A 24348-nucleotide genomic window follows, 5' to 3' on the forward strand; every position below is an offset into this window, starting at 1 on the left:
ACCATGGCCGAACGCCCGCTGCGCGTCCTGATCGCCAGCGACACCTATCCCCCCGACGTCAACGGGGCCGGATACTTCACCCACCGCCTGGCCGAGGGGCTGGCCGGTCGGGGGCACCGGGTCCACGTGGTGTGCCCCTCCGAGCGGGGCGAACCCTACGTCACGGTCAACGGCGCGGTGACCGAGCACCGCCTGCGATCGGCGCCCATCCCCTTCATGCGCGCCGCCGTCCCGCTGGGGATGGGCGGGCACATCGCCAGGATCGTCGCGCGCCTGGACCCCGACATCGTGCACGCGCAGAGCCACTTCCCGCTCAGCCGCGCGGCGATGCGCAGGGGCCGCGCCGCCGGCGTCCCCGTCGTGCTCACCAACCACTTCATGCCGGACAACCTGTACGCGCACGCCCGGATCCCCGCGCCGATGCAGGAGCTCGCGGGCCTCCTGGCCTGGAAGGACATGGTCCGGGTCGCGGGGGAGGCCGACCACGTGACCACGCCGACCCCGCGGGCGGCCCGGCTCCTGCGGGAGAAGGGGTTCACGCGCGGGGTCGAGGCGATCTCGTGCGGGATCGACCTGGAGCGGTTCCGCCCCCACGAGGACCCCGCCGCGGCGCGGCGCCGGTTCGGTCTGCCCGACCGGGACACGATCGTGTTCGTGGGCAGGCTGGACGCGGAGAAGAGGATCGACGACACCATCCGGGCGCTGGCGCGGATCGTGCCCGGACGGGACGCCCAGCTGGCCCTGGCGGGAACCGGCCAGCGCGAGGAGGAACTGCGCGCGCTGGCCGCGGAGCTGGGGGTGGCGGACCGGGTGTTCTTCCTGGGGTTCGTCCCGGACGGGGACCTGCCCCTGGTCTACGCGGCGGGGGACGCCTTCGCCATCGCGGGCGTGGCCGAGCTGCAGAGCATCGCCACCCTGGAGGCGATGTCCACCGGCCTGCCGGTGGTGGCCGCGGACGCGATGGCGCTGCCGCACCTGGTGGAGGAGGGGCGCAACGGGTTCCTCTTCCCGCCGGGCGACCCCGTGCGCCTGGCGGACCGGCTGCTCCTCGTGCTCGGTTCCCGGGGGCGCGCCCTGGGCGAGGCCAGCCGTGAGCTCGCGCGGCGGCACGACCACCACCGCTCCCTGGAGCGGTTCGAGGAGGTCTACACCCGTCTGCGGGGCGCGGCCCCCGCGCGGGCGGAGAGGCTGGTCGCCGCCTGAGGTGTCCGAAAGAGCCGTTTGGTTGATGTTTCGATTCTTCTGCCACTTTCCGTATTCTTTGCGTAGCGACCGGTGATGTTGTCCTCCTGCGGGATACACAAGATGTTGTGTGGTTCGAAGGGATCAGTGCACAGACCGGCCGGGGCAACCCCACCGAGGGCCTCACCGATCGGCTCGTCAGCGCCGAGCGGGAGGCGGGGTTCCACGAGCGCGACATGTCGGTGTTCGAACGCGAGCGCATCGACCTGGAGCACCGGGTGAACCGGATGGAGGCCGAGCTGGAGGCACTGCGCAAAAGAAGACTGGAAGCCTACGCCCGATGGTGGAACGCCCGGGACGACCGTGACCGGGCACTCCACGTCTGCCGCAGACTGCGCCGCCGGATCGACCGGACACGCGGCAGGGATAAGGAGTGAACGACGGCGAACGTGGTCCGACCCCCGGGGGGTTCGGGCCACGCGTCGTTCCACGGCGGCCCCTCCAGGAGTCCGCCCCGGTGCCGGCGGCCGGACACCCGTGGAGCGCGTGCTGACGCGGGACCCGGCCGGATCGGCGCGGGACGGCCCGGCGCCGCCGGTCAGGCCACCGTGATCCCGGCGATCTCCCTGTTCACCTGCTGCGCGGCGTCCCTCAGCGCCGCCAGCGTCACCTGCACCGCCGGTCGCCTCGCCGCCACCGACCGCACCACCGCGTACACGTGCCGCTCGGGCGCGGACGCGGGCAGCTCGCGGTAGACGAGCCCCGCCGGGGCCCCCACCATCGCCAGGGCCGGGACCGCGGCGATCCCGATCCCGCGCGAGACCAGGCTCAGCACCGTTCCCAGCCCCTCGAACTCCCAGGCGGCGGAGGGCAGTCCGCCCACCTCGGACAGGAGCCGGTCCGTTCCGTAGCGCGAACGCTCGCTCTCGGGCGTCACGATCCACGACTCGTTCAGCAGCTCCTCCAGCACCACCGGCGTCGAGGGGTCGGCCAGCGCGTGCCCCCGGGGCACCGCCAGCACCATCGGGTCGCGCATCAGGTTGATGTGCCGCAGCCCGCCCTCGGGCCCGCGCCCGGGGTGCTGTCCGGACCAGTCGTCGACCAGGGCGATGTCCACCTCCCGCGAGCGCACCTGCTGTGTCCCCGTCGCCAGCAGGGTCTGGCGCAGCAGCAGCTGCATCCCCTCGTGCCGGCGCAGCGGCGGCACCAACAGGGGCGCGAACGCCACGGCGGCGGTGGGGAACGCCGTGACGGTGACCACGCCCAGCGCCAGGTCGGACTGCTCGGCGAGCACCGACTCGGTCGCTTCCACCAGCGCCAGGATGTCCTCGGCCTGGGTCACCAGCAGCCGTCCGGCGTCCGTGAGCTCGGCGCCCCGCGCGGAGCGGTCCAGCAGCGCGACACCCGTCTCCCGCTCCAGGGTGGCCAGTTGCTGGGACACCGCCGAGGGCGTGTAACCGAGGGCGCCGGCGGTGGCGGCGATGGTCCCCCGGACGCTGAACTCGCGGAGGACGTGCAGGCGACGCAGATCGAGCATAAGGAGATCTTACGCTCAGCATCGAAAAGACGCGCTTGTACTGATGCCCGAACCTGGGCAGTCTGTGGGGTGACGGGCCGTCTTCCCAGGTGGAGCGGCAGCCCAAGCATCACCCGCATTCACGACAAACCGGAGATGAGTCCTCGATGACCGTCACTGTGTCCGCGACCCTCGCCGTCAACGAAGCGCTCGCCGAGAAGCGCCGCCAGGGAGTCCGCGTGCTTCCCCTGGGCTTCGGCGAGGCCGGACTCCCGGTCCACCCGGTCATGCGCGACCGGCTCACCGCGGGGAACGGCGCCAACGCCTACGGGCCCGTCGCCGGGTCCGCGGCCCTGCGCGAGGCCGCCGCCGGGTACTGGGAGCGCCGCGGGCTGCCCACCGATCCCGGGCTGGTCGTCGCCGGGCCCGGCAGCAAGCCGCTCCTGTACAGCCTCCTGCTGGAGATCGGCGGCGACACCGCGATCGCCGCGCCCAGCTGGGTCAGCTACGCCGCGCAGTGCCGCCTGGTGGGGCAGCGGCCCGTCACGGTCCCCACCGCCACCGGCGAGGGGGGCGTACCCCAGCCGGACCTGCTGCACGCCGCCGTCACCGCCGCCCGCGAGCAGGGGCGCACGGTCAACGCCGTCATCGTCACCGTTCCCGACAACCCGACCGGCACCGTGGCCGGGGCCGACACCGTCCGGCGCCTGTGCGAGGTGGCCCGCGAACTCGACCTGGTCGTCATCTCCGACGAGATCTACCGCGACCTCGTCCACCCCGCGGCCCCCGGCGAGGAGCCCGCCGAGGTGCACAGCCCCGCCGAGTACGCGCCCGAGCGCACCGTCATCTCCACCGGGCTGAGTAAGAACCTGGCCCTGGGCGGCTGGCGCATCGGCGTCGTGCGCCTGCCCGACTCCGAGATCGGCCACCGCCTGCGCGGCGGGCTGCTCGGGGTGGCCAGCGAGATCTGGTCGAGTCCGGCCGCCCCGGTCCAGGAGGCCGCCGCGCACGCCTTCACCGAACCCGCCGAACTCCTCGACCACGTCGACCGCAGCCGCCGTCTGCACGGCATCGTCGCCGGGGCGGTCACCGAGGCCTTCGTCCGCGCGGGCGCGACCGTAGCCGCCCCCCGGGCGGCCTTCTACCTCTACCCCGACTTCGAGCCGGCCCGGGAACGGCTGGCCGCCCTCCACGGCGTGGCCACCGGCCCGGACCTGACCGGGCTGCTGCTGGAGCGCTTCGGGATGGGCGTACTGCCCGCCGCGGAGTTCGGGGAGGGCACGGAAGCCCTGCGCATGCGGGTCGCCACCAGCCTGCTCTACGGCGACACCGAGGAACGCCGCTACGCGGCCCTCGCCGCCACGGACCCGCTGGCGCTGCCCTGGATCCGCGCACACCTGGACCGCCTCGACGAGGTCCTGGGCGCGCTGCTCCCCGTCGGCGCCGACGCCGGTCCCGTCCTGCGCCGCTCCACCGAACCACAGGCGGTCAGCTGACCGCTCCCCGCGTCCGCCCCGTGTAAGGGGGCGGGGCGGACGCACCGTCCTCCGGCCTCCCCCGGCCGCTCCTTCCGGGGGAGGCCGGACCTCTGCCCGGCCCCGGGCGGGGGACGCCCCGGGCCCTGGCCGGCACGCCGCTCTCCGTTCCGACGGCACGCCCCCACCCGGGGCACCGCCGGATCCCCGTCCGGTGAGGCCACCGCGCGGACGCCGTCGCCCGCGCGCTCACCTCGGACCGGACGGGGCGCCCTCCACCCCCGCCTCGCGCGCGGCCAGTTCCGCGCTGGAGGCGATCACCGCCCGGTAGTGGTCGAGCAGCTGCTCACCGACCGCCTCCCACATACGGTGCTCCACCGAGGGACGCGCGCCCCGCGCCATCCGCTCCCGCACCTGGCGGTTGTGGGCCAGCCGCCCCACCGCCACCCGCAGTTCGCGCACCGAGTCCGGGGCGTACAGCAGCCCGTTGTGTTCGGGCACCACCAGGTCCAGCGGACCGCCCGAGGCCGGGGCCACCACCGGCACCCCCGAGGCCAGCGCCTCCTGGACGGCCTGGCAGAACGTCTCGTCCGCACCGGTGTGCACGAACACGTCCATGGACGCGTACAGGCGCGACAGGTCGCCGCCGGTGCGCTGTCCGGTGAACACCGCGTCGGGCAGGCGCCTGCGCAGCCGCGCCCGCTCGGGGCCGTCCCCCACCACGACCAGCCTGATCCCGCGCAGGCGGGACACGTGTTCCAGCATCTCCACCCGCTTGTCCCTGGCCAGCCGCCCCACGTAGCCCACGATCGTCTCCCCGTTCGGCGCGAGCCTGCGCCGCAGTTCCTCGTCGCGGTGCGCGGGGGAGAAACGCTGGGCGTCGACCCCGCGGCGCCACAGGTCCAGGCGGGGGAACCCGCGCGCGGACAGCGCCTCCATGGTGGCCGAGGACGGCGCCAGCGTGCGGTCCACCGCGGCGTGCGTACGCCGCAGCAGCGACCACAGGGCGTCCCCGCCGGGCAGGCGGTAGCGCCCGGCGAAGCCTGGGAGGTCGGTCTGGAAGACCGCAACGGTCGGCAGCGCCCACCGGCGGGCGGTCTCCACGGCCGCCGCCCCGAGCAGGGCGGGCGAGGCCAGGTGCAGCACGTCGGGGGAGAAGGCGCGGATCGCCGCGGTCATCACCCGCCGTGCGGGCAGCCCCACGGAGAAGTCGCGGTAGAACGGCAGGGGCACGGAGGGCAGCCGGACCACCGGGAAACCCGCGTAGGAGGAGGGGCCGGGTCCGGGGGCCAGCACCAGGGCCTCGTGGCCGCGCGCGGCGAGCAGGTCGGCGACCCGGCACACGGAGTTGGTCACCCCGTTGACCTGGGGCAGGAAGGACTCCGTCACGATCGCCACCCTCAGCCGGCCCCGGGCGTCGGCCTGGGGCACGCGGTCGAGCGGGGGCGTGCGGGCCGCCGCGCGGTGCCCGGCAGCGGGGACGCGGGCGGACGCGTGGTCGGCCGCGGTCCGGGGAGCGGCCGAGGGCACGGAGGGCGCGCGTGCGGCCGGGGAGTGGTGAGCGGCCGGGGACGTGCGCGCGGCCGGAGACGTACGGTCGGTCGGGGACATGCGGGTGGCTCCCAACGCCGGGGGGACGGCTGCCTACGCCGGGGACGGCTGTCTCCGACGCTAGGCTCGTGGGATGAACCTCGGTTTGGGTGCGGGGGAACCGCGCCCGAAGACCAGGCGTGGGCAGTCCGAGCGGTCGGTGACGGCGCCCGTGTGCCCGTGTGTCCGCCGGGTGACTCTCCGGTGGATATGATTGCTGAATGTAGCCAATATATTGCTCTAAGGAGTCGTGCGGTGACCCTCGTGGAATGGGCCGAAGCAGTCCGAAGTGAACTGGGCCTGACCGGCACCGAACCCCTCCGCAAGGAGGACGTCGACCGGGTGCTCGACCTCGCCCGGGACGCCGCCCACTCCGTGGCCCGGCCCGCCGCGCCCCTGACCACCTACCTCCTGGGCGTGGCGGTGGGCCAGGGCGCGGACCCCGACGAGGCCGCGGCGGCCCTCAGCAGGCTCGCCCTGGCCCAGGTCGACGAGGAGGACCGCGCCTAACACACCGCCGCCGTCCGCGCCGGTCGGAGGCGGCCCCGTCCGTACCGACGGGCCCTTGCGTCCGTTCCGGCGGCCTCCGGCCGTGCCGTCGCGGCCGCGCCCGTGAGGAACACGGCGCCCGGAGCCCGCCGGGGCCGTACCGGCTCGACGCGGTCGCGTCGGCTCGCCGTCCGTACCGGCCGCCCCCAACGGGTCGCGCTGCGGACCGCGTCGCGCGCGGGCCGCACCGGTTCCACCGGCTCCCTCGAATCCACCGGTGCCCTCGGGTACGCCGCCGTTCGGGCGCAGCCCCGCGCCCGGCCCCCGACCAGCGCGGAAGCCTGCCAGGAGGACACCGCCCGCACCCGGAGGTACGTGGACCGCACCCGGAGGTACGTGGAAGAGACACCGGAAGTTCCCGAAGAAACCGGCATGTGGGTTACATGTGATGCGGTTGTTACGCGTCGATGCGATTCTGTGCCGGTATCGCGGGCCTTCCCCCAGTGCCGACGCGATTTCGAGGGCGTCGGATCCCCCGTACTTCGCTACCGGCGGCCTTCGTCCCCACAAACTCACCGATAGGGAGATCCCCTGTGGACCAACTGCTCGAAATGGCGAGCCTCGTCAGCAGCATCATCTGGGGGCCCTTCGTCCTCATCCCGCTGCTGTTCGGTGTCGGCGTCTTCCTCACGATCCGCCTCCGCGTGCTCCAGCTCTTCCGACTACCGCACGCGCTCTGGCTCGCCATCATCAGGCGCAAGGAGGACGACTCCGTCGAGGGCGACATCTCCCACTACCAGGCGCTGAGCACGGCCCTGGCCGCCACCGTCGGCGTCGGCAACATCGCCGGTGCCGCGCTCGCCATCGGCGTCGGCGGCCCCGGCGCGCTGTTCTGGATGTGGGTCGTCGGCTTCCTCGGCATGGCCACCAAGTACAGCGAGGCCCTCCTGGGCGTGAAGTTCCGCCGCACCGACGCCAAGGGCGAACAGAGCGGCGGCCCGATGTACTACCTCAAGTACGGGATCCGCGGAGGCCTGGGCACCACCCTGGGCGTCGCCTTCGCCGTCTTCGGCGCCATCGCCGCCTTCGGCATCGGCAACGGCACCCAGGCCAACGCCGTCGCGCAGCAGATCACCAGCATCACGCCGCTGGAGCCGTGGATGGTGGGCCTGGCCCTCGTGGTCCTGGCCGGCGCGGTCATCCTGGGCGGCATCAAGAGCATCGGCCGCGTCGCCTCCGGCCTCGTGCCGATCATGATCGTCGGCTACGTGGGCATCTGCCTGGTCATCCTGGCCGCCAACTGGGCCGCCATCCTCCCCGCGCTCCAGCTCGTGGTGACCGACGCCTTCACCGGCACCGCGGCCACGGGCGGCTTCGCCGGCGCGGGCATCATGCTCGCCATCCAGCAGGGCTTCGCCCGCGGCATCTTCTCCAACGAGTCGGGCCTGGGCACCGGCGGTATCGCCGCCGCCTCGGCCAAGACCAACCAGCCGGTCCGCCAGGCCATGGTCTCGATGACCCAGACCTTCATCGACACCATCATCGTGGTCACCATGACCTGCCTGGTCATCATCACCACCGGCGTCTGGACCGACGGTGACGCGGACGGCTCGCTGATGACGAGCAACGCGGTCTCCGAGGGCCTGGGAGCGATCAGCCCCGCGCTCGCCCCGGCCGGCGCCGTCATCGTGGCTATCTCGGTGGCCGTGTTCGCCCTCACCACCCTGCTCGGATGGGCCTACTACGGCGAGCGCTGCATGGTGTTCCTGGGCGGGCGCCGCCTGGTCCTGCCCTACCGCCTGGTGTTCATCGCCGTCATCTACGTGGGCTCGGTCGCCAGCCTGGACTCGGTCTGGCTGTTCAGCGACATCGCCAACGGCCTGATGGCCCTGCCCAACCTCATCGGCCTCCTGCTCCTGTCCCCGGTCATCGCGGCGGAGACGCGCAAGTTCTTCGCCCACCCCGACTGGAGGGACCCGGACAAGGTCATGGAGGACGTGACCAAGGTCTGACCCGGTAGGGGCCGTGAGCCCCACCGGAGGACGCAACGGGGAGGGGGGACCTGCGCTGAGCCGGTCCCCCCTCGGCGTTCCCCCTCCGGACGCCGCTCCTACCACCAGGCGTGGAAGTGGTGCACCGGGCCCTGTCCGCCGCCCGCGTCGATCTCGTCGGCGCGCCGGATGGCCTCGGTCAGGTAGTCCTTGGCGCCGCCCACCGCGGCGGCCACGTCCGGCCGCTGCGGCAGCAGGGCCGCGATCGAGGAGGACAGCGTGCACCCGGTGCCGTGCGTGTTGCGGGTGGCCACCCTCGGGGCGCGGAACTCGACCGGGTCGGCGTCCCGGGAGACCAGGACGTCGACGCTCTCACCGCCGGGCAGGTGGCCGCCCTTGAGCAGGACCCTGCGCGGGCCGAGGTCCAGCAGCCGCCAGGCCTGGGCGCGCATCGACGCCAGATCGGTCGCCTCGGGCTCCTCCAGCAGGTCTGCGGCCTCGGGCAGGTTCGGGGTGACCAGGTCCGCGCGGGGCAGGAGCTTGGTACGCAGCGCGTCGACGGCCGAGGCCTCCAGCAGGCGGTCCCCGCTCTTGGCGACCATCACCGGGTCCACCACCACGTTCGGCAGCGTGTGGCGGTCGATCGCCTCGGCCACGGCCTCGGTGACCTCCGAGGTGCCCAGCATGCCCACCTTGACCGCGTGCACGACGGCGTCGGTGAAGAGGGTGTCCATCTGGTGGGCGACGAAGCGCGCGGGGATCGGGTGGACCCCGGTGACGCCGAGCGTGGACTGGGCGGTCAGCGCGGTGATCACCGTCATCCCGAAGGTCCCGTGCGCGGAGAAGGCCTTGAGGTCGGCCTGGACGCCCGCGCCCCCGCTGGGGTCGCTGCCGGCGATGGACACGATGTTGTACACGCTCATGGCGTTCCTTCGCTAGTGCTAACTAGGGCAGGTTCGACGGGTGTGCTCTCAGCCGGGAACGTGTCCCGGCACCCCGCGCCTCCGGAGCCGCGTCGGCGGCCCCGGTCATTATGTGTTTGTGGTGCGTTCCGGGCAGGATACCGTTCTTATGGTGGTTGGCCGGTGTCAGCCGAACCACATGAAACCGGGCGAGCCCGGTGACCTCCCGAACGGTCCTGGAGATCTGGGAACAGCACGAGCTGGTCACCGTGGCGCGGACGGGTCTTGCCACCCCCAGGGGGTGTGCCCGCCGTCCTGGGTGGGCCCGTGGCCCCACGCGCCTTGGGGGTGGAACCGGTCTGGCCTTCGACTCTGCGCACACGATCCTCCGGTCGTGTGCGCGGCCTGGGCCGACGCCGGATCCCACGCCCCAGGGCGCGCCGTCCGATCGCCACCGACGCGGCATGGTGCCCCGTGACGGTGGCTGAAGTCCGTTGTTGGAGTGGCTCCTTCCAATGCTGTCCGCCCCACCGCGAGGTGTATGCGGGGTCCACGGCAACCACCACCAGCCCCGCGTGGTAGGCCATGCCGCGCAGACGCTCACGGAACCGTGCCGTGGGGATCCCGGCCACCGTGCGGCGAAACCGCTTGCCCCGCCGTCCGCGGCCCATCATTTCCCTCCCGCATGCGCGGGCGTCGGCGAACCCCAGGTTCTCTATGGCCAGTCCAGCGCAGCCGTGCGCACGAGCCAGGCTGATCAGACGGGTGATCGCCGCGCGCAGCCGACCGTCGCGTCGACTGGTGGAGCCGGTCAACTCCACGGGCACCGTGAGTGGCTGGCCTACCGGGTTGCCGTGGACGTCGACCACGCAAGCGGCCAGGTGGTCGGCGTTCAGATCTACCCCCAGCAGCCGGGCACCGGACGCGACCATCTCGGCGGGCGTGTGCGGCATCGTCGTGTCCATCGCCCAGGAGGCGTCCAGGTACCAGCGGCCGCAACCGGAGTCACAGGTAAGGTCATAGCGCACCGCCCGGTGCGCGCCCACACGGTCAGCCCACTCGTCGTGGCGGTGGTGGAAGGCGACCGCGGCCTCCAGGCGATACCGGCCCCGGGGCGCGTTGGCCAGGTGTCGCAGCGGTTCGGGTAGGGCAATGGTGACTGTGCCGTCGTTCGGGTCGACGGTGACGGTGTAATTGCCGTGCGAAGCGCCCGACTCGCCGTCCGCGGTCAAGAACAGCCGAGCCGCATCCCAGTGCTGGCGCCACTGTTCGGGTGTGAGTCGTGCGTCGGCCAGGTGATGGCGCATACGGGCGAGGCGTTTGCCGCCGACCACGATCGCGGGGTGTCCCGCCTCGATGCGATGTTCAACCTCGGCCAAGCGGGCGGTGAGCATGTCCAGGCGCTTGCGCTTGTGCCAGCGCTCGGTCCGATTGGCGTAACCGCGCACCCCGTTTTCCCGCTGGCCGCACGGAACAGCCAGACGATGTTGGAGGATGCGAACAGCGCGGGTGAGCATGGCCCGCTCGTCGAACAGAGCGCGCAGGGCCAGCTGGTACTGGTCCTCGCTGGTGCGGGTGATCGCTCCGGCCCACCGCGACGAGGACGCTTTCGTCAGTGCTTTCTTGCGTTCAGCGCGCCGGTTCTGTCGTGCGGGGACCATGCCGATGCGGACGCGTTCGGCCAGGTCAGCGCGGGCCAGAGCGCCCAGGTGCCGCCCGAGTGCGACTAGGACGCTTTCGTCGGTCCGGCTCAGGCGCAGCCGGTCGCGGATGCGCGCACCCGTGGGCGGAGCGACGGTGAACGGGGCAGCCAGCACGCGCAGAGCACGCTTGGTGCGGCGTTTGTGCGCCACCGGTCACCCCCTCTTCCCTCGGTACGGCCACGGTAGCGGGCGCCACCGACAAAGCGCCGCAACGGCGAGGGTCCTGGGCCAGAGGCACAGTCTGTCTGTCGATGGCCGATGGTGACCGACAGGACAGGGAACAACTTTCAACCCACAGAACGCCGAAGGGGTCCGCCCGGGGATGCGGGCGGACCCCTGGAGGGGTTCACGGGGAGCGGGCCCCGGGAGCGGGGGCTCAGGCGGAGGTGCCCTCGGTCCGGCGGGCCTTGGTCCGCTTGTAGACGCGGGCCAGGATGAACCACAGCACCAGCAGGCCGATGAGCACGACGACGATGTTGCTGATCACGCCGCTCCACTGGGCCAGAACGGGCTCGATGGCCGGGCCGAAGACGTAGCCGAGGCCGATCCAGATGGTGTTCCACACCGCGGAGCCGATGACCGTGTACAGCGAGAACTTGAACAGGGGCATCCGCTCGATCCCGGCGGGCACCGAGATGAAGCTGCGGACCAGGGGCACGCACCGGCCCAGCAGGACGGCGACGCCGCCGAAGCGGGTGAAGAAGCGCTCGGCCTTGTAGAAGTCCTCGATCTCCAGCAGCGGGGTCTTCTCGACCAGCCAGGCCGTGCGCTCGCGGCCCAGGAGCGCGCCGATCGCGTAGAAGCCCCACGCGCCGACCAGACAGCCGATCGTCGCCCACAGGATGGCCAGCCACACGTTCATGTGTCCGGCGTAGGCGAGGAACCCGGCGCCGGGCAGGACCGCCTCACTGGGCATCGGCGGGAAGAAGGTCTCGATGAACAGCGCCACGCCGACACCGGGTTCGCCCAGGGTCGTCATCAGGTTCAGGACCCACCCGATGAATCCCTCGTACTCGTGGGCGACGTCGACGTCCGTCGTCGAGGCCGCGGTCATCAGCAGATTCGTTGTCATGCGGTTGTCGTTCCCGTTCTCAGACGTGGGTGGGTGGGGTGGAGGCCAGGGGGCGCCCGGCACCGGTGGTCGTGTGGCCCGCGCCGCCGGAGGGCGAGGTCTCCGCGGCACCCGCGGCTCCGCCGCGTACCCCGTCGAAGGGGTGGCTGCCTACTGGGTCTGGCATATGGGGTGTCGTGCGCCCCCGGGTCGTGGCCCGATCGGGGGCGCCCTCCTCCGTCCTGGTGGTGTCACCGCACGCGCGCCGTGTGCGCGGGTGGAAGGGCGGGTCAGGAATGGCCCACGAGGTCCACGGCTTCGACCCGGCGCGCGGGGCGACCGGTCGGCCCCGGCCGGGAGTGTGCGAACCGGTCGGAGCGGGGGAGGGGAAACCGTGGGGCCTGGGACCAGGCGACGCCAGTCTAGCGGTGGCGAAGCGGTCGGAGAGCGGTCGGAAACATGCACAACCCCTGTTTCGGCTGGGTAAGTCCGTATTGACCCTGTGTCCGAAATGAAGGGTCCCGTACCGTCCCGGTGCGGAGTTCCGCAGGACGGGGCCGCGGAACCCGGGCCGGCTCTCAGGGAAGGGTCGGGGCGGCCGGAGCGGGCGAACCGGCCCCGGTGACCGACGCCGCCCACCGGTAGTCCTGTTTGCCGACCGCCGTACGCCGCACCCGGTCCACGAAGTGCACGGTGCGCGGCACCTTGAACCCCGCCAGCCGGACCCGGCAGTACGCGCGCAGCTCCGCCTCCTCCAGACGGGCGTTCGCGGCCAGCGAGACCAGCGCGGTCACCCGCTGCCCGAGGTACTCGTCGGGCGAGGGCACCACGATGGCGTCCTCCACCGAGGGGTGGGCCTTGAGCGCGGCCTCCACCTCCTCGGGGTAGACCTTCTCCCCGGCGGTGTTGATCACCGCGCTGCCGCGTCCCAGCAGCGCGATCGAGCCGTCGGCGTCCCACGTCCCGAAGTCGCCCGACAGCGCCCAGCGGCGCCCCTCGGCGTCGGTGGGGAAGGTGCGCGCGGTCGCCAGGGGGTCGTTGTAGTAGCCCAGCGGGATCCGTCCGGTGCGCGCGATCCGCCCCACCTCCCGCGAACCCGGGGGCAGCGGGCGCAGGGACGCGTCCAGCACCGCGATGCTGCCGCCCATGGTGAAGCTGCGGCTGCCCGAGGGGCCGCCCCCGGAGGGGGCCTCCGCCGGACCGGCCGGTTCGGCGCCGGTCGCCGACCCGCACACGCCCGTCTCCGACCCCCCGTAGGCGTCGGAGAGGGACACGTCCTCGCGCCAGGCGTGCCACAGCGCGCGCACCGCCGGGGTGAGCGGGGTGCCGCCGGAGCGGACCGAGGCCAGGTCCGGGCACAGCCCCGGTTCGGTGAGCAGGTGGCGGGCCAGCGGGCGGGCCATGGCGTCGCCCACCAGCTGGAGCGCGTGCACACCCTCCCGGTGCGCCGTCTCCAGCACCCGGTCCGGACGGAAGCTGCGGTCGGTGGACAGCACCACCCGCTTGCCGCACAGCAGCATGCTCAGCGCGTTCCACTGTCCGGCCGCGTGCATGAGCGGACCGAGGACCAGCATGCGCTGCTCGAAGCAGCGCGCGGCGCGCTCGGCCACCTCCCGCGGGGTGCGGGCGCTGGGCGTGCCCGGAGCGCGGCGCTCCAGGGCCGCGCGGAAGATGTCCGCCTGCCGCCACAGCACGCCCTTGGGGTAGCCCGTCGTGCCGCCGGTGTAGAGCAGGTAGTGGTCCTCGCCGCTGGTCGGGGGCAGGACCGCGTCCTCGGGCGCCGAGGCCAGCGCTTCCTCGTAGTCGAGGCCCCGCGTCCCGCGCGCGGAGCCGTCCGCGACGAGCAGGACGTGGCGCAGCCGGGGCAGGTCGGAGCGGACCGTGTCCACCGCCCCGGCCAGCGAGTCCTCCGCGATCAGCGCGACCGCGTGCGAGTCGGCCAGGACGTGGCGCAGCTCGCCCGCGACGTAGCGGTAGTTGACGTTGACCGGGACCGCTCCCGCGCGCAGGACGCCGAGGAAGGACTCCACCCACTCGGCGCGGTTGAACGCCAGGACGGCGACGTGCTCGCCGGGGCGCACGCCCGCGCCGACCAGGTGGCGGGCCAGCCGCAGCGAGCGCTCGTGCAGGGCGCGGTAGGTGAGCCGACGGGGGCCGGCGACCAGGGCGGTCCGGTCCGGCACGGCGTCGGCGACCGCCGCGAACAGGCGGGAGAGCGAGAAGGGGGCGTCCGGGGACGCGGAGGTGGGCACGCCTGACCTCCCGGGCACGGTCGACGGAGCCGTCCACGGCTCGGTGCTCGCGGCGGCTGAGTGGCTGATGGTGCGACCGTACCCCTCGGGGGGCTGCCCGACCGCCGTCGGGGCTGTGGAGCGCGTCACCAGGGGCGTTATCGCAGGTCACCATGGATGTGACGACCCCGCTCAGAGGGTGTGCGCGGCGTTTCGCGGACGGGTTTTCGGGCATCGCCCCCGAGCTGTGACATCTCCCACCCCTTGTGGGCTCACCGGATCATCTGCTCAACTCTTGGGGACCTCCCGCCGAAGGGGCGCGATCCGGCCCGATGGTGGGTATCAACTGTCTGACATCGGTCAATGGTGATCGGAGCGGCTAGATGGGCAACACCCAGAACCTGGGACAGCGGGACTCCGCCGGGAACCCCGGTGGAGAGGCACTCTCCGGCGCGGACCACATCGCGCTCGCGCGGGCGCGGTCGGCGCACAACTACTCACCCCTTCCCGTCGTGATCGCCGAGGGCCGTGGCGCCTGGGTGACCGACGTCGAGGGCAGGAGGTACCTGGACTGCCTGGCCGGGTACTCCGCCATGAACTTCGGCCATCACAACCCCGACCTGCTCGCGGCGGCGCACCGGCAGATCGACCGGGTGACCCTCACGAGCCGGGCCTTCTACAACGACCAGTTCGGCCCGTGGGTCAGCGCCCTCGCCGACATGGTCGGCAAGGAGAAGGTCCTGCCGATGAACACCGGCGCCGAGGCGGTGGAGACCGGCATCAAGGTGGCCCGCAAGTGGGCCTACGAGGTCAAGGGCGTGCCCGAGAACGAGGCGACCATCGTCGTGGCGGGCGCCAACTTCCACGGACGCACCACCACCATCGTCTCCTTCTCGTCGGACCCTGAGGCCAGGACCGGTTTCGGGCCCTACACGCCGGGTTTCCGGTCCGTGCCCTACGGTGACGCCGAGGCCATCGAGGCCGCCATCGACTCCACGACCGCGGCGGTCCTCATCGAGCCCGTGCAGGGCGAGGCGGGCGTGATCGTGCCCCCGGCGGACTTCCTGCCCCGGGTCAGGGAGATCTGCGACCGTGAGCGGGTGCTGTTCATCGCCGACGAGGTGCAGTCGGGCCTGGGCCGCACCGGGACGGTCCGGGCCTGCGAGCACAGCGGTGTGGTCCCCGACGCCTACCTGTTCGGCAAGGCGCTGGGCGGCGGCATCCTGCCGGTGTCGGCGATGGTCGCCGACGAGGACGTGCTCGGCGTCATCCAGCCCGGCCAGCACGGCAGCACGTTCGGCGGCAACCCGCTGGCCGGGGCGGTCGGGAGCACGGTCGTGCGGATGCTCACCGAGGGGCCCTACCTGGAGAACACGCGCCGTCTGGGCGAGGTGCTCAAGCGCCGCCTCAAGGAGTTCGTCGGGGACGGGGTGGTGTCCGCGCGCAGCATCGGACTGTGGGCCGGCATCGACGTCGACCCGTCGCTGGCCTCGGGCCGGGAGCTGTGCGAGCGCCTCGCCGACCACGGGGTCCTGGTCAAGGACACCCACGGCTCCACCGTGCGGATGTCGCCGCCCCTGGTGATCAGCGAGGAGGACCTCAACTGGGGTCTGGACCGCTTCGCCGAGGTGATCAGGGAGCTCCAGGCGGGCCGGTAGCGACGCGACGCGGGGCCGACGCTTCCCCGGGTCAGGGGGCGTCGGCCTCGTTGCCGGGCGGCTCGGTGGCGAACTCCGGGTCCAGCGGTCCGCCCAGTTCCGACCTCAGCTGCTCGGGGTCGACCTTCTCCAGGGTCTCCCGGGCCACGTAGACCTCCCGCTCGGGGCCCTCCACGATCTGCAGGCGCACCCGCTCGGCGATGGACAGCTGCCCCTGCGCGGTGGGGTGGAAGCTCGCCCGGTCCACGCGCAGGCCCTCGCCCAGCTGGCCGAGCACGATCCCGTTCAGCCAGGCGGCGTCGGCGCTCACCTCGTGCCCGGTCAGGGCGGAGAAGGTGTTCACGTACTCCACGCTGCCGGTCTGGCGCCCGCCGTAGACGTCGCCGTCCACCCGGTAGGCCGTGTCGCGGATGAGCTCGTTGAACCGCTGGGCCAGACCGTTCAGCCAGAGCTGGTCGCTCCTGGTCAGCGTGTAGTACATGCCCGGGGGGTCCGCCGGGAACAGCCGCGGGTAGCCCAGCACCAGGACGCGGGCGTCGGGCGCGCGGTCGCGGACCTCCCCGAGGATCTCGGTCAGGGTCTCCTCGAAGGTCCTCATCCGCCTGTCGACCTCCTCCTCCTGCTCGACGCAGACGCTGCTCTCCAGGAGCGGCATCCGCACCATGCAGGTGCGCAGGACGGGGATGAAGCCCAGGTCGTTGCCGCCGATGCCCAGGGTCACCAGGGACGTGTTCTCGGTGACCCGCTCGATCTGGGACCCGGAGGTGCCGATCTGCTCGATCATCTCCGAGCCCTTGTGGCTGCTGCACGCGTAGAAGGCCAGCGAACCGGTGAAGTCGAACTCCTCGGCGACCACCCGGGGGTAGGCGTTCTCCGAACGCCAGCAGCCGCCCGCCTCGGCGGTGTCGGGGGCGTAGTCGCCCGCGCCGTCACCGGAGGAGTAGGAGTCGCCCAGGGCCACGTAGTTGCCCCACAGCGCGGCCTCCTCGGGCTCCATCCGGACCCGCCAGTCGGTCTGCTCCTCCTCGGTGATCGGGGGGAGCTCCTCGGCCGGGCACACGCCGTCGGTGGTCTCGCACCACAGGGAGACCAGGCCCTCGCGGGTGGCGGGCAGCGCCAGGACGGCCACCATGACCAGGATCAGCGTGACCGAGACGGCGGCGGCCACCCGGGAGCGTCGGCGCCGTCGGCGCGGACGGCCTTCCCCGTCCTCACCGCCGCTGCCGTCGTCGGTCCCGTCACCGCCGTCACCGCCGTCGTCCGTTCCGTCGCCGGAACCGCCGTGGGCGTCCGCCCCGCCGGTGCTGTCCGCGTCCCTGCCGGAGGTGTCCTCGCGGGCGGGTTGTGTGGAACCGCGCGCACCGTCCCCATCGGAGGAACACCCGGGGGCCGCGACTGCCGCGTCCTGCCCGGCGTGCGGGTCCCCCTCCGGCTCGCGGGGGGCGGAGCCGGGTACACGGCCGACGGCGGAGGGGTCCGCGGGGACCGGCTCCGGCGCCTCGGGGTCCTCACCACGTGCTGACACGGCCGCTATCGCCTCCCCGGATTCCGGCGGACTCTCGTCACCTCCGCAAGACTATCCGGGACGGTTCGCCGCGATGACGTCCACGACCCGGTCCACGTCGGCCCCGCTCAGTGTCGCCCGGGCGGTCAGCCGCAGCCGGGACCGGCCGTCGGGGACCGAGGGAGGGCGGAAGCAGCCCACGCGCACGCCCGCGGCCAGACAGGCGTCGCGCCAGGCCAGAGCGGCCCCGGGGGAGGGCGCCGTCACCGACACCACGGCGGCGTCCGGTGCGCTCGTGGGCAGCCCGCGCCCGCGCAGCCCCTCCGCCAGCCGCCGCGCACGGTCGCGCACCGCGTCGGCCAACCAGGGCTGTGCGCGCAGCACGCGCAGCGCGGCCAGGGCCGCGCCCGCCGAGGACGGAGCCAGACCGGTGTCGAAGACGAACGTGCGCGCGGTCTCGGTCAGGTGGCGGACCACCCGGTGCGAGCCCAGCACCGCGCCGCCCTGGGAGCCCAGCGACTTGGACAGGGTCACCGACACCGCGACGTCGTCCGCGCCGCGCAGCCCGGCGGCGGTCGCCGTCCCGCTCCCGCCGGGCCCCACCACGCCCAGACCGTGCGCGTCGTCCAGCAGCAGGGCGGCGCCGTGCCCGCGGGCCGCGCGCGCCAGGGCGGCCGCGTCGGTGAGGTCGCCGTCCACGGAGAACACGGTGTCGCTCAGCAGCAGGGCCCGCCCCTCGGCGGACGCGAGCGCCTCGGCGGCCCGGTCCGCGTCGGCGTGGTCGTAGAGAGCCACGCGCGCCCCCGAGGCCCGGGCCAGCCGGGTCGCGTCGATGAGGGAGGCGTGGTTGTACCGGTCGCACACCAGCAGGGGAGGGGCGCCGCCGTCCGGCGCGGCCAGCGCGGTGACCATCGCCAGGTTCGCCGCGTACCCGGACGAGAACACCAGCGCCGACTCCGCGCCGTGGAGGTCGGCGAGCTCGCGTTCCAGCTCCCGGTGCAGGCCGGTGTCCCCGGTGACCAGCCTCGATCCGCCCGCGCCCGCGCCCCACACGCGGGCGGCGTCCCCGGCGGCGGCCACCACGTCCGGGTGGCGCAGCAGCCCGAGGTAGTCGTTGCCCGCCAGGTCCAGCAGGCCGTCGGTCGCGGGCCGGGGCGTGGCGCGCCGCGTCAGCCCGGCCTCGGCGCGTGCGCGGGCGGCGGCGTCCAACCACCCGAAGGGGTGTCCCGGCGGCAGCGCACGAGCGCGGCGCGCGCGGGCCGTGGCGCGCAGGGGCCACGGGCGGCGGGTGGGTGCGGCGGTGCTCGGCATACGCGGTTCGGCCTCCTGGGTCGTGGGTGCGGTCGGGCCGGGAGGCGAGGGCGCGTCCCCGGCGGGGACCGACCCAGCGGCGGCCAATCCCGCTGGGGCGGTCCGGTCCTTCGTGCCAGGGAGGCGTCTACGACTCTGCCGTCCCGCGCACGTGCGCGTCATTCACCGAAGCCCACAAAGATCCGCCCGGATTCCTGGTGGGACCGCACGGGGGCGCGTACGGGCGCGGGGTGAACAATGGAGCCCCATGACCCCGACGTCCCCCGCGGCTTCCGCGGACCCGGCGCCCGCGGACCGCTCCGCCCGGATCCGCGCCGCGGACACCGCCCATCTGTGGCACCCCTACACCACCGTTCCCGCCGCGGAGCGGCCGTACGTGGTCACCGGTGCCGAGGGGGCGACGCTGACCCTGTGGTCCGAGGAGGGCGAGCGGCGCGTGGTGGACGCGATGTCGTCCTGGTGGTCGGCGGTGCACGGCTACCGCCACCCGGTGCTCGACGCCGCGGTGCGGCGGCAGGCCGACGCGTTCAGCCACGTCATGTTCGGCGGGCTCACCCACGGGCCCGCCGCGGACCTGGCCGAGGCCCTGGTGGCGGTCACCCCGCAGCCTCTGGAGCACGTCTTCCTCGCCGACTCGGGCTCCGTGGCGGTGGAGGTCGCCATGAAGATGTGCATGCAGTACCACCGCTCCACCGGCAGGCCCGGGCGGCGCCGTTTCCTCACCTGGCGGGGCGGCTACCACGGCGACACCTTCCACGCGATGAGCGTGTGCGACCCCGACGGCGGCATGCACTCCCTGTGGGGCGACGTGCTGCCCGCCCAGGTGCACGCCCCCGCGCCGCCCTCCGGGTTCGACGCCGAACCCGACCCCGGCTACGTGGCCGCCTTCGAGCGCCTGGCGGCCGAGCACGCCGACGAGTTGGCCGCGGTCATCGTCGAACCCGTGGTGCAGGGCGCGGGCGGCATGCGTTTCCACCACCCGGGCTACCTGCGGGAGCTGCGGCGGATCGCCGACGAGTACGGGCTGCTGCTGGTCTTCGACGAGATCGCCACCGGCTTCGGCCGCACCGGCGAGTTCTTCGCCGCCGACCACGCCGGTGTCGCCCCCGACGTCATGTGCCTGGGCAAGGCGCTGACCGGCGGTTACCTGACCCTCGCCGCGACGCTGGCCACCGCACGGGTGGCCCGCGGCATCGCCGGGGGTGAGGTGCCGGTGCTCGCCCACGGGCCCACGTTCATGGGCAACCCGCTGGCCTGCGCGACCGCGCTGGCCTCGGTGGACCTGCTGACCGGCGGGGACTGGAGGGGCGACGTGGCGCGGATCGGGACCGGCCTGCGCGAGGGGCTGGCCCCGCTGGAGGGGCTGCCGGGCGTGCGCGAGGTGCGGGTGCTCGGCGCGATCGGGGTGGTGGAGCTGGACGCGCCGGTGCGCATGGCCGAGGCCACGCGGGCGGCGGTGGAGGCGGGGGTGTGGCTGCGGCCCTTCCGCGAGCACGTGTACGCGATGCCGCCCTACGTGTGCACCTCGGAGGAGGTGGCCGCCGTCGCCGACGGGATGGCCGCCGCAGTGCGGGCCTGCTTGGGGGAGGAGCGCCGATGAGCGTCCTGGTGGTGACGGGGACCTGTACCGGGGTCGGCAAGACGGTGGTCACCGCGGCGGTGGCCGCGCTGGCGGTCGCGGCGGGACGGCGGGTGGCCGTGCTCAAACCCGCCCAGACCGGAGTGGGGCCCGGCGAACCCGGCGACGCCGACACCGTGGCCGCACTGGTCCCGGCCGTGACGACGGCGGAACTGGTCCGCTACCCCGAGCCGCTGGCCCCCGCCACGGCCGCCGCCCGCTGCGGGGCCGAACCCGTGCGGGCCGAGGCGGTGGCCGAGGCCGTGTGGCGCCTGGCGGGCACGCACGACCTGGTGCTGGTCGAGGGTGCGGGCGGGCTGCTGGTGCGGCTCAACGCCGAGGGGCAGACCCTGGCCGACGTCGCCGTGCTGCTGTCCGCGCCGGTCCTGGTGGTGGCCCGACCCGACCTGGGCACCCTGAACGCCACCGCGCTGACCGCCGAGGCGCTGCGCACCCGCGGCCTGTCCCCGGCCGGGGTGGTGGTGGGGTCCTGGCCGGACCGCCCGGACCTGGCCATGCGCTGCAACCTCACCGACCTGTCCGCCATGGGGGCGGGTCCCCTGGCGGGAGCCGTGCCGCGGGGCAGCGGGGCGCTGGACCCGCGCGCGTTCGCGGACGTGGCCCACCGCTCCCTGGCGCCCCGCCTGGGCGGGGTCTGGCGGGTCGGCGCCGGGTCGGGGATCAGGCCGGAGGGGGCACCGGCGAGGACAGGGTGAACGCCTGAGCGCCCGGGCCGTGCGCGCGCAGCCACGCCGCGCGCTCCCCGGCCTCCCGCGGCGGCACCGGGGTTCCGGCGGCCGACCACCACAGCGTGCGCTCCACCTCCGGGAAGGAGCCGACGGCCGCGCGGAAGAGCAGCACGTCCCGGTGCGCCGCCTCCACGAAGGACCGCAGATCGCCGGGGGAACGCCACAGGGAGACCAGGCGGACGCGGTCCCCCTCGTCGAGGAAGTGGACCTCCTCCAGGTGGCCGGGGTCCCGCCGGGCCCGTTCGCGCAGGGCGGCGGCGAACGCGCCGAGGCGGCGGCGGTCGCCCCGCAGGACGCGCGCCTCCACCAGCACCGGCCGACCGGCGCGGAGCGCGGGACCGCGCTCCCCGGGGCGGTCCGGACGGCGGCGGGGCGTGCGGCGGACGGTGTCGTGTCGGCGCTGGGCGAGGAAGTGCATGACCGCTCCCGAGGAATTGGACTGTTGTGCAGGGGCCACTTCGGCTCTGGTGGTATCCCCTTCGCTGATGCCAGTATGGAATCCGGGGGCCACTCCCCACAGATCCAATGGAGGGGAAAATGGACTCTTCCCGGAGTTCCGCAGAACTCGCCGACCTCCTCGGCGCCTGGTCCCGGGGCGGCGGGCCCCTCTACCGGCGCCTCGCCGACACCCTGCGCCGACTGGTCGACCAGGGCAGCCTCGCCCCCGGCGAGCGCCTGCCCTCCGAACGCGCCCTCGCCGTCGGCCTGCGGGTCAGCCGCACCACCGTGGTCTCCGCCTACGACGCCCTGCGCGCGGACGGCATCCTCGACAGCAGGCAGGGCAGCGGCACCCGCGTCAGCAGCCGGATCGCGCCCGTGCGCTCGGACGGCTGGACCGCCAACGGCACGGGCAACCCCATGTACCGCAACCTCTTCCAGCACGAGGAGGGGCTCATCTCGGCCGCCTGCCTGTCCACCCCCGCGCTCCCCGGCGTGGAGGAGGCCGTCCGCCGGGTCGTGGCCGAGGACCTGCCCGCGCTCATGGCCGAGGGCAGCTACCACCCCAGCGGTCTGCCCGCGCTGCGCCGGGCCGTCGCCGACCACTACACCGCCCGGGGCCTGCCCACCACCGCCGACCAGATCGTCGTCACCACCGGCGCCCACCAGGCCGTCAACCTGGTCGCCCAGCTCTACCTGCGCAACGGCTCGCCCGTCGTGGTGGAGGACCCCAGCTTCGCGGGCTGCCTGGACCTGATGGGTGACCGGGGCGCCCGCTTCCTGCCCGTGCCACTGGACGAACAGGGGCTGGACGCCAACGGCGTGCGCCGCGCCGTGGCCGAGCACGCGCCCCACCTCGTCTACACGATGCCCTCGTACCACAACCCCACCGGCACGATGATGTCCGCGGCGCGCCGCCGCGAGCTGGGCGAGCTGTCCGCCCGCCACGGCGTGCCGGTGCTGGAGGACCACGCCTACACCGGCCTGCGCTCCCCCGACGAGCCCCCGCCGCTGGCCGCGTTCGCCCCGCGCGGGGCCGAGGTCATCACCGTGGAGTCGCTGTCCAAGGTCGGCTGGGCCGGGCTCCGGCTGGGCTGGCTGCGCGCGCCCGCCGAGATGGCCCTGCGCCTGAGCCGCCGCAAGGTCCTCGCCGACCTGGCCAGCCCCCTGCTCGACCAGGCGGTGACCGTGCGCCTCCTGGAGCGCTACGACGAGCTGTCCCGGCAGCGCTCCGCGCTGATGCGCGAGGCCCTCGACCACATGGAGGAGCTGCTGCGCGGGGCCCTGCCCTCCTGGGAGTGGCGGCGCCCCGACGGCGGTGCGGCGCTGTGGGTGCGCCTGCCCGGTGTGGAGGCCCGCGCCTACGTGCAGGTCGCGCTCTGCCACGACGTGGAACTGGTCCCGGGCTCGGTGATGTCGGCGTCCGGAGGGGAGCGCCACGCCGAGTGGTTCCGGCTGCCCTTCGCCTACGACGCCCCCACCCGCGAGGAGCTGGTCTGGCGGCTGGCGCGGGCCTGGCGCGAACTCGACCGGCACGGGCCGGTGGAGGCCGACCCGGTCCGCCTCGTGGTCTGACCCGCCAGGGGCCGGGCGGGGCTCGGCGCGGGCGGGGCCCGGGAGAGGCGGCCCCGTACACGCGCGAGGGCGGCATCACCGGTGGGTGGTGCCGCCCTCCGCCGTGTCCGGCGACGAACCGGACGGGGGACCGGGCCTAGCCGATCTTGACCCCGCGGGCGTTGGTGAAGCGCTCCTGGACGTCGGCCCAGTTGACCACGTTCCAGAAGGCCTTGGCGTACTCGGCCTTCACGTTCTTGTACTGGAGGTAGAAGGCGTGCTCCCACATGTCCAGCATCAGCAGCGGAACGGAGCTGAGGGCGGTGTTGCCCTGCTGGTCGTAGAGCTGCTCGATGACCAGGCGCTGACCCAGCGCGTCCCAGGCCAGGATCGCCCAGCCCGAGCCCTGGATGGTGGTGGCCACGGCGGTGAAGTGCGAGCGGAAGGCGTCGAAGGAGCCGAACTGGTCGTCGATGGCCGCTCCCAGCTCGCCCTCGGGCTTGTCACCGCCCTCGGGGGACAGGTTCTTCCAGAAGACGGAGTGGTTGACGTGGCCGCCCAGGTTGAAGGCCAGGTTCTTCTCCAGCATCGGGATGGTGCCGAAGTCGCCGGTCTCCCGGGCCTCCGCCATCTTCTCCAGAGCCGTGTTGGCACCGGCGACGTAGGTCGCGTGGTGCTTGTCGTGGTGCAGCTCCATGATCTGACCGGAGATCCACGGCTCCAGGGCCGCGTAGTCGTAGGGCAGTTCGGGAAGCGAGTACGGCGCAGACATCTCTGACGCACCTTTCCAATGACGCGGTTCGTCGTGTTCACCAGCGATGGGATCGCCTAGGCAGCAAGCTATCAGTCGGGCGGCGGCTCACCCGATGTCAGGCTCTTTACACTCCGGCACGGGAATAAACCGAGGCAGTCGGCCCCGCTCCGGAGCGCCCGGCCGCGTGCATGCGGCCCCCGCCCCTCGGGGGAGCGGACCACGCACGGACGGCCCGCGCGGTCGAGGTCTCACCGCCGCCTCCTCCCCGCACTGCCCGGCACGGCCTCTTCCAATCCTCGCTTTCGCGGTGAAACCGCCGGGGATGCGGACGCGGGCGCGCGGACTTCACGGAAAACACCCGCCGGTGTCCGCCGCCATCGCGTTGAATTCGCAGGTGGGAGGAGGAAGAATTGGCCGTGGTGCTCCGAACGGCGCGCGGCCGCCCGCGCCCGGGCCCCGGCGCCCCCGCGCGGAAGGTCCCACGGGAGGCCAGCGGGCCGCGGGACGGGGTCGCCGACGCCCCGGGAAAACCCCGGATGCGTGCAAATGAGAAGCACGTGATGCGCGGGTGAACGGAAGGCGAATTGCGTGTAATCCAGGTTTCGATTCCCCTTCGGGGGCGTCCGTTATTT

General features: G+C 73.6%; 20 protein-coding genes and 1 riboswitch. Of the genes, 9 read left to right on the forward strand and 11 right to left on the reverse strand.

The window, feature by feature from the left end; all coding sequences use genetic code 11:
* The first annotated feature begins 3 nt into the window (after positions 1-3).
* Entirely contained in the window at positions 4-1203 is a 1200-nt protein-coding gene (locus tag PV789_RS07115) for a glycosyltransferase (RefSeq protein WP_274976680.1), read from the forward strand.
* Positions 1204-1310: 107 nt separating this feature from the next.
* Positions 1311-1619: a hypothetical protein gene (locus PV789_RS07120; protein ID WP_274976681.1), complete on the forward strand. Its 309-nt coding sequence runs from the start codon at positions 1311-1313 to the stop codon at positions 1617-1619.
* Positions 1620-1780: 161 nt separating this feature from the next.
* Here PV789_RS07120 and PV789_RS07125 read toward each other — a convergent pair whose 3' ends face one another.
* Positions 1781-2719: a LysR family transcriptional regulator gene (locus PV789_RS07125; protein ID WP_274976682.1), complete on the reverse strand. Its 939-nt coding sequence runs from the start codon at positions 2717-2719 to the stop codon at positions 1781-1783.
* Positions 2720-2865: 146 nt separating this feature from the next.
* Here PV789_RS07125 and PV789_RS07130 point away from each other — a divergent pair, with 146 nt between their 5' ends.
* On the forward strand, positions 2866-4194 hold the full coding sequence (locus PV789_RS07130) for a pyridoxal phosphate-dependent aminotransferase (protein WP_274976683.1): 1329 nt from the start codon (positions 2866-2868) through the stop codon (positions 4192-4194).
* A 228-nt stretch (positions 4195-4422) separates the two neighbouring features.
* Here PV789_RS07130 and PV789_RS07135 read toward each other — a convergent pair whose 3' ends face one another.
* Complete coding sequence (locus tag PV789_RS07135; protein WP_274976684.1) at positions 4423-5784, reverse strand: glycosyltransferase family 4 protein; 1362 nt, start codon at positions 5782-5784, stop codon at positions 4423-4425.
* A 234-nt stretch (positions 5785-6018) separates the two neighbouring features.
* On the opposite strand from PV789_RS07135, the gene PV789_RS07140 reads away from it, so the two are divergent.
* Together PV789_RS07140 and PV789_RS07145 are read left to right on the forward strand one after the other, a co-directional pair.
* Entirely contained in the window at positions 6019-6273 is a 255-nt protein-coding gene (locus PV789_RS07140; RefSeq protein WP_248773933.1) for a DUF6457 domain-containing protein, read from the forward strand.
* A gap of 572 nt (positions 6274-6845) precedes the next feature.
* Positions 6846-8264 (forward strand): alanine/glycine:cation symporter family protein, encoded by a 1419-nt coding sequence (locus PV789_RS07145; protein WP_274976685.1) that lies wholly within the window; start codon positions 6846-6848, stop codon positions 8262-8264.
* Positions 8265-8362: 98 nt separating this feature from the next.
* On the opposite strand, the gene thiD is transcribed toward PV789_RS07145, so the two are convergent.
* The 5 genes from thiD to PV789_RS07170 form a co-directional block, all read right to left on the reverse strand.
* Positions 8363-9166: a bifunctional hydroxymethylpyrimidine kinase/phosphomethylpyrimidine kinase gene (thiD, locus tag PV789_RS07150; protein ID WP_274976686.1), complete on the reverse strand. Its 804-nt coding sequence runs from the start codon at positions 9164-9166 to the stop codon at positions 8363-8365.
* A riboswitch (TPP riboswitch) is annotated at positions 9154-9252 on the reverse strand. It overlaps the preceding gene by 13 nt.
* A 60-nt stretch (positions 9253-9312) precedes the next feature.
* The gene (locus PV789_RS07155) at positions 9313-10998 is read right to left on the reverse strand and encodes a transposase (RefSeq protein ID WP_274976687.1); all 1686 of its coding nucleotides are present in this window, start codon (positions 10996-10998) and stop codon (positions 9313-9315) included.
* A gap of 226 nt (positions 10999-11224) precedes the next feature.
* Positions 11225-11920 carry a DedA family protein gene (locus PV789_RS07160; protein ID WP_274976688.1) on the reverse strand — a complete coding sequence of 232 codons (696 nt, stop codon included), beginning with the start codon at positions 11918-11920 and terminating at the stop codon, positions 11225-11227.
* Positions 11921-11939: 19 nt separating this feature from the next.
* The gene (locus PV789_RS07165) at positions 11940-12086 is read right to left on the reverse strand and encodes a hypothetical protein (RefSeq protein WP_274976689.1); all 147 of its coding nucleotides are present in this window, start codon (positions 12084-12086) and stop codon (positions 11940-11942) included.
* Positions 12087-12477: 391 nt separating this feature from the next.
* Positions 12478-14151 carry an acyl-CoA synthetase gene (locus tag PV789_RS07170; RefSeq protein ID WP_274976690.1) on the reverse strand — a complete coding sequence of 558 codons (1674 nt, stop codon included), beginning with the start codon at positions 14149-14151 and terminating at the stop codon, positions 12478-12480.
* A gap of 362 nt (positions 14152-14513) precedes the next feature.
* On the opposite strand from PV789_RS07170, the gene rocD reads away from it, so the two are divergent.
* Positions 14514-15788: an ornithine--oxo-acid transaminase gene (gene rocD / locus PV789_RS07175; protein ID WP_274976691.1), complete on the forward strand. Its 1275-nt coding sequence runs from the start codon at positions 14514-14516 to the stop codon at positions 15786-15788.
* Between the two features lie 31 nt (positions 15789-15819).
* Here rocD and PV789_RS07180 read toward each other — a convergent pair whose 3' ends face one another.
* Both PV789_RS07180 and PV789_RS07185 read right to left on the reverse strand, forming a co-directional pair.
* Positions 15820-17313: an SGNH/GDSL hydrolase family protein gene (locus PV789_RS07180; RefSeq protein ID WP_274976692.1), complete on the reverse strand. Its 1494-nt coding sequence runs from the start codon at positions 17311-17313 to the stop codon at positions 15820-15822.
* Positions 17314-17364: 51 nt separating this feature from the next.
* Positions 17365-18603: an 8-amino-7-oxononanoate synthase gene (locus tag PV789_RS07185; protein ID WP_274976693.1), complete on the reverse strand. Its 1239-nt coding sequence runs from the start codon at positions 18601-18603 to the stop codon at positions 17365-17367.
* Between the two features lie 247 nt (positions 18604-18850).
* Here PV789_RS07185 and PV789_RS07190 point away from each other — a divergent pair, with 247 nt between their 5' ends.
* Positions 18851-20203: an adenosylmethionine--8-amino-7-oxononanoate transaminase gene (locus PV789_RS07190; RefSeq protein WP_274976694.1), complete on the forward strand. Its 1353-nt coding sequence runs from the start codon at positions 18851-18853 to the stop codon at positions 20201-20203.
* Positions 20200-20937, forward strand: a complete 738-nt coding sequence (gene bioD / locus PV789_RS07195; RefSeq protein WP_274976695.1) for a dethiobiotin synthase — start codon at positions 20200-20202, stop codon at positions 20935-20937. Before PV789_RS07190 ends, bioD begins: the two co-directional genes overlap by 4 nt.
* On the opposite strand, the gene PV789_RS07200 is transcribed toward bioD, so the two are convergent.
* Entirely contained in the window at positions 20903-21388 is a 486-nt protein-coding gene (locus PV789_RS07200; protein ID WP_274976696.1) for a DUF3291 domain-containing protein, read from the reverse strand. The genes bioD and PV789_RS07200 overlap by 35 nt on opposite strands.
* Positions 21389-21507: 119 nt before the next feature.
* Here PV789_RS07200 and PV789_RS07205 point away from each other — a divergent pair, with 119 nt between their 5' ends.
* Positions 21508-22983, forward strand: a complete 1476-nt coding sequence (locus PV789_RS07205; protein ID WP_274976697.1) for an aminotransferase-like domain-containing protein — start codon at positions 21508-21510, stop codon at positions 22981-22983.
* 136 nt (positions 22984-23119) lie between these two features.
* On the opposite strand, the gene PV789_RS07210 is transcribed toward PV789_RS07205, so the two are convergent.
* Positions 23120-23734 carry a superoxide dismutase gene (locus tag PV789_RS07210; protein WP_047868874.1) on the reverse strand — a complete coding sequence of 205 codons (615 nt, stop codon included), beginning with the start codon at positions 23732-23734 and terminating at the stop codon, positions 23120-23122.
* Between the last annotated feature and the right edge of the window lie 614 nt (positions 23735-24348).

This window comes from Nocardiopsis camelliae (assembly GCF_028993595.1).
In the GTDB taxonomy this organism is placed as follows: domain Bacteria; phylum Actinomycetota; class Actinomycetes; order Streptosporangiales; family Streptosporangiaceae; genus Nocardiopsis; species Nocardiopsis dassonvillei.

Coding starts and splice junctions, on each gene's coding strand:
- PV789_RS07115 (WP_274976680.1), top strand. CDS start 4: ATGGCCGAACGCCCGCTGCGCGTCCTGATCGCCAGCGACACCTATCCC.
- PV789_RS07125 (WP_274976682.1), bottom strand. CDS start 2,719: ATGCTCGATCTGCGTCGCCTGCACGTCCTCCGCGAGTTCAGCGTCCGG.
- PV789_RS07130 (WP_274976683.1), top strand. CDS start 2,866: ATGACCGTCACTGTGTCCGCGACCCTCGCCGTCAACGAAGCGCTCGCC.
- PV789_RS07135 (WP_274976684.1), bottom strand. CDS start 5,784: ATGTCCCCGACCGACCGTACGTCTCCGGCCGCGCGCACGTCCCCGGCC.
- thiD (WP_274976686.1), bottom strand. CDS start 9,166: ATGAGCGTGTACAACATCGTGTCCATCGCCGGCAGCGACCCCAGCGGG.
- PV789_RS07160 (WP_274976688.1), bottom strand. CDS start 11,920: ATGACAACGAATCTGCTGATGACCGCGGCCTCGACGACGGACGTCGAC.
- PV789_RS07165 (WP_274976689.1), bottom strand. CDS start 12,086: ATGCCAGACCCAGTAGGCAGCCACCCCTTCGACGGGGTACGCGGCGGA.
- rocD (WP_274976691.1), top strand. CDS start 14,514: ATGGGCAACACCCAGAACCTGGGACAGCGGGACTCCGCCGGGAACCCC.
- PV789_RS07185 (WP_274976693.1), bottom strand. CDS start 18,603: ATGCCGAGCACCGCCGCACCCACCCGCCGCCCGTGGCCCCTGCGCGCC.
- PV789_RS07190 (WP_274976694.1), top strand. CDS start 18,851: ATGACCCCGACGTCCCCCGCGGCTTCCGCGGACCCGGCGCCCGCGGAC.
- bioD (WP_274976695.1), top strand. CDS start 20,200: ATGAGCGTCCTGGTGGTGACGGGGACCTGTACCGGGGTCGGCAAGACG.
- PV789_RS07200 (WP_274976696.1), bottom strand. CDS start 21,388: ATGCACTTCCTCGCCCAGCGCCGACACGACACCGTCCGCCGCACGCCC.
- PV789_RS07205 (WP_274976697.1), top strand. CDS start 21,508: ATGGACTCTTCCCGGAGTTCCGCAGAACTCGCCGACCTCCTCGGCGCC.
- PV789_RS07210 (WP_047868874.1), bottom strand. CDS start 23,734: ATGTCTGCGCCGTACTCGCTTCCCGAACTGCCCTACGACTACGCGGCC.